This is a genomic window from Acidovorax sp. HMWF018 (assembly GCF_003061035.1).
GTDB lineage: Bacteria > Pseudomonadota > Gammaproteobacteria > Burkholderiales > Burkholderiaceae_C > Acidovorax > Acidovorax delafieldii.
In genome coordinates this window covers 3187-6973 of sequence record NZ_QAIM01000410.1, presented here as the reverse complement: position 1 = coordinate 6973, position 3787 = coordinate 3187, and the positions used below count along the sequence as shown (strand labels likewise).

Genomic DNA, 3787 nt, shown 5'->3' with positions numbered 1-3787 from the left:
GGCCTGGATGACGTGGCCAGCTACACCGCAACCTTGCGCGCATGTGCCCCCGTGGCGACTGAACTCAAGCCACAGCTGCGTGCCCTGCTGCAATACCATTGCGGCAGCCCGACGCTGCGCACCCGCCAGCTCATGATTGATTTGCAGGCCCTATGAATCCATCCTCTCGCTCTCCCCAGCGCACCGCCTTGTCCGTCAACGTCAACAAGGTGGCCTTGGTGCGCAACACGCGACACCTGGGCATTCCCAGCGTCACCCGCGCGGCCGAGTTGTGCCTGCAAGCGGGTGCGCAGGGCATCACGGTGCACCCCCGGCCCGACGAACGCCACATCCGCAGCCAGGACGTGCATGAGCTGGCAACCCTGATGAAGGCCTGGCCCGACCGCGAATACAACATCGAGGGCAACCCGTCGCAGAACCTGATGGATTTCATTCGCGAGGTGCGCCCCCAGCAGGCGACTTTTGTGCCCGACAGCGAGGACCAGTTCACCAGCGACCACGGCTGGAGCTTTCCTCAAGATGCCGAGCGCCTGGCGCCCCTGGTGGCCGAATGCAAGGCCCTGGGTGTGCGCGTGAGCCTCTTCATGGACCCGGTCCCCGAGCAAATGGCTGCGGCCAAGGCCGTGGGAGCCGACCGGGTGGAGCTGTACACCGAGCCCTATGCCGCCGCCTGGGGCTCGGCGCAGCAGGCGGCCGAGCTCAAACGCTATGCCGCAGCCGCCCAGGCTGCGCTGGATGTCGGATTGGGCGTCAACGCTGGCCATGACCTCAACCGGGACAACCTTGCGGCTTTTGTGCGCGAAGTGCCGGGCGTCCTGGAGGTCTCTATTGGTCATGCGCTGATTGCCGATGCGCTGGAGCTGGGCTACGCCGCAACCGTGCAGGCGTACCTGGACTGCATTGTCCAGGGCTTTGTGGGCGCTGGAAACTCCTGATTTGATAGCTGCAGAGGCATGTTTCACTAGCGCTTCTAGCCATTTTGATTGAAGTTTCATGATCTACGGCATTGGCACCGACATCTGCGACGTGCGCCGCATCGCGGCCAGCCTGGCGCGCCACGGCGACCGCTTTGCTGAAAAGGTGCTGGCCGAGGGCGAACTGGTCACCTGGCGTGAACGCAGCGCGCGCTGGCCCGACCGGGGTTTGCGCTACCTGGCCACCCGGTTCTCGGCCAAGGAGGCTTTCAGCAAGGCGATCGGTCTGGGCATGCGCATGCCCATGACCTGGCGCCACTGCGAGGTCGCCAAGCTACGCAGCGGTCAGCCTGTCATCGTGCTGCACGGCGAGCTCAAGGAATGGTTTGAGGCCCAGGGATTGCAGGCGCACCTGAGCGTGACCGACGAAACCGACTACGCCGCCAGCTTCTGTGTGGTAGAAAAAATCCAAACCAAATTACCTTGAAGCGCATGATTCATATGTGCTGATAGCTATCAATTGAGTAGCAATTGACCCTTGAAACGTCCCATGACTGAACACGCACCCCTGATCCTCGACGTCGCTGGCACCACCCTCAGTGCCGATGACCGCCGCCGCCTGGCGCACCCACTCACGGGTGGTGTCATCCTGTTTGCCCGCAACTGGGAAAACCGCGCACAGCTGCTGCAGCTCACCAGCAGCATCAAGGCCGTGCGCGACGACCTGCTGATCTGTGTGGACCACGAAGGCGGCCGCGTGCAGCGCTTTCGCACCGATGGTTTCACCCACCTGCCGCCCATGCGCGCGCTGGGAGAGATGTGGATGGATGACGGCAGGGGCGCCAAGGCTGTGCCCGGCAGCGGCGCCCTGCGCGCCACCAATGCGGCCACGGCGGCGGGTTATGTGCTGGGTACCGAATTGCGCGCCTGCGGTGTGGACTTCAGCTTCACGCCCGTGCTCGACCTGGATTGGGGCGAAAGCGGAGTGATTGGAGACCGGTCCTTCCACCGCGACCCCCGTGTGGTGGCGCTGCTGGCCAAGAGCCTCATGCACGGCCTGCTGCAGGCGGGCATGGCCAACTGCGGCAAACACTTCCCTGGCCACGGCTTTGTCAAGGCGGACTCGCACACCGAGGTACCCGTAGACAAGCGCAGCCTCAAGGCCATCCTGGCCGACGATGCGGCGCCTTACCCCTGGCTCAGCAGCACGCTCACCAGTGTGATGCCGGCCCATGTGATCTACCCCAAGGTGGACAGCCGCCCCGCCGGTTTCTCGCAGCGCTGGCTGCAAGACATCCTGCGCCGCGAGATGCGTTTTGACGGCGCGATCTTCAGCGACGACCTCAGCATGGAAGGGGCCCGCCGCCTGGACGGCCAGGTGGTCAGCTACACCGATGCCGCCGTGGCGGCGTTGGAAGCGGGTTGCGACTTGGTGCTGCTGTGCAACCAGAGCGTGGGCGATGGCAAGGCGGTGGACGAACTCATCACGGGCCTCGACAACGCCTGCAACCAGGGGCGCTGGCAACCCAGTGTGGACAGCGAATCCCGCCGTCTGGCGCTGCTGCCCGAAACCCTGCCGCAGGCCTGGGATGAACTGATGTACCAGCCTGCCTACCTGCAGGCGCTGGACCTGTTGCCCTGACCCGCGTGTGGTGGTGGTGTGTCCGGTTCGGCGCCCCCCCCCTGCGGTGCCGAGTGTGTTACCCGCTAGGGCGTGTTGAAGGGCCCTGGCGTCACAGGCGTCGGTGCGGCCGGTGAGGCATTGGCTGCCGCATCCGCAGTGGCCGCAGGCGGGGCAGGGGGCGGCGGCACTCCTTGAAACCTGCGCACCACGCGCTGGAACACCAGCGCATTCGGAATCTGCAGCCAAGCCGTGTGACCGGTGGCTGCGCCGTGGTCTTCCAGCGTGGTGTAAAGCAGGTTGATGTCCACCACGCGCCCCTTGGCGCCAGGCTTCTCTGCGGTGTCCAGCACCTCGATGTAGTCGCCGATCTTGAAGGGCCGCACGGTGAAGATCAGCAGCGCACAAAACAGGTTGGACAGCACGCTCCAGGCCGCGAAGAACGCGACGGCACCCACAGTGGCAAAACCGGTGAAGGCGGTCCAGAGCACCGTGGCCGACACCCCCATGCGCTCCAGCACCAGCAGCACGGCGCTGGCAATGATGAGCCAGCGGATCAGGCCGTTGATGGGCACCAGCAGTTCATTGGGCAACTGGTAGTGGGCGCTGGCACGGCGCACCAGGCGCCTCAGTGTGCGCTGCAATAGCCAGGCGACAAACAGAATCAGCAGGATCTGCGAGCCAGGAATGATGACCTCAAGCCAGTCCTGCATCCACTCGGGCAGTCGGGTTTTCAGAACTTGCATGCGGGAGACGGCGGTACGGGCGTTGCGTTCAGTCGCGTCGAACGAGAAGAAGTGGAAGAAACTCAATTGCGCAATTGCTCCACGGTGTCCATTTGCATTTCAAAACTGAAGAAGCGGTTGCGGCCCTGGGCCTTGGCGGCATAGAGCGCCTGGTCGGCCCGCATGATCATGCTCTCGGCGTTGGTGCTGTCGTCGGGCACGCAGGTGGTGATGCCACCCGACAGGGTCAGCGTGTCGCCCAGTGGGGAGTCTGCGTGTGCAATGGCGCGCACCTTGAGCAGCTGCCCCAGGGCGCGTGCAAAGGTCATGGCGCCGGAGCGGGGCGTGTTGGGCAGGATGAGTGCGAACTCTTCCCCCCCGTAGCGCGAGGCCACGTCCCGGGGGCGCACACAGACCTCGCGCAACAGGCGGCCCACCTCTTTCAGGCAGGCGTCTCCTTGCACGTGGCCGCTGGCGTCGTTGAAAAGCTTGAAGTGGTCCAGATCGCACAGCATCAGCGTGAGCGG

General features: G+C 64.7%; 5 protein-coding genes and 1 pseudogene. 4 read left to right on the top strand and 2 right to left on the bottom strand.

Features of this window, described 5'->3' with window-relative positions; genetic code table 11:
• From DBR23_RS16910 to nagZ, 4 genes and pseudogenes are all read left to right on the top strand, one after another.
• Positions 1–156 (top strand): annotated as a pseudogene (locus tag DBR23_RS16910) (DNA repair protein RecO); the annotation flags it as partial.
• Entirely contained in the window at positions 153–935 is a 783-nt protein-coding gene (locus DBR23_RS16905) for a pyridoxine 5'-phosphate synthase (protein WP_108499017.1), read from the top strand. The pseudogene DBR23_RS16910 and the gene DBR23_RS16905, both read left to right, overlap by 4 nt.
• A 58-nt stretch (positions 936–993) precedes the next feature.
• The gene (gene acpS / locus DBR23_RS16900; protein ID WP_108499016.1) at positions 994–1401 is read left to right on the top strand and encodes a holo-ACP synthase; all 408 of its coding nucleotides are present in this window, start codon (positions 994–996) and stop codon (positions 1399–1401) included.
• Positions 1402–1464: 63 nt separating this feature from the next.
• Positions 1465–2556 carry a beta-N-acetylhexosaminidase gene (gene nagZ / locus DBR23_RS16895; protein WP_108499015.1) on the top strand — a complete coding sequence of 364 codons (1092 nt, stop codon included), beginning with the start codon at positions 1465–1467 and terminating at the stop codon, positions 2554–2556.
• A 65-nt stretch (positions 2557–2621) separates the two neighbouring features.
• Here nagZ and DBR23_RS16890 read toward each other — a convergent pair whose 3' ends face one another.
• Together DBR23_RS16890 and DBR23_RS30895 are read right to left on the bottom strand one after the other, a co-directional pair.
• Positions 2622–3281, bottom strand: a complete 660-nt coding sequence (locus DBR23_RS16890) for a mechanosensitive ion channel family protein (protein ID WP_108499018.1) — start codon at positions 3279–3281, stop codon at positions 2622–2624.
• A 62-nt stretch (positions 3282–3343) separates the two neighbouring features.
• Positions 3344–3787, bottom strand: a 444-nt coding sequence (locus tag DBR23_RS30895) for a diguanylate cyclase (protein WP_233250517.1), incomplete at its 5' end; no start/stop codon positions are given.

Bases quoted from the DNA above. Each gene is read 5' to 3' on its own strand.
- DBR23_RS16890 (WP_108499018.1), bottom strand. From the start codon at position 3,281: ATGCAAGTTCTGAAAACCCGACTGCCCGAGTGGATGCAGGACTGGCTT.
- nagZ (WP_108499015.1), top strand. From the start codon at position 1,465: ATGACTGAACACGCACCCCTGATCCTCGACGTCGCTGGCACCACCCTC.
- acpS (WP_108499016.1), top strand. From the start codon at position 994: ATGATCTACGGCATTGGCACCGACATCTGCGACGTGCGCCGCATCGCG.
- DBR23_RS16905 (WP_108499017.1), top strand. From the start codon at position 153: ATGAATCCATCCTCTCGCTCTCCCCAGCGCACCGCCTTGTCCGTCAAC.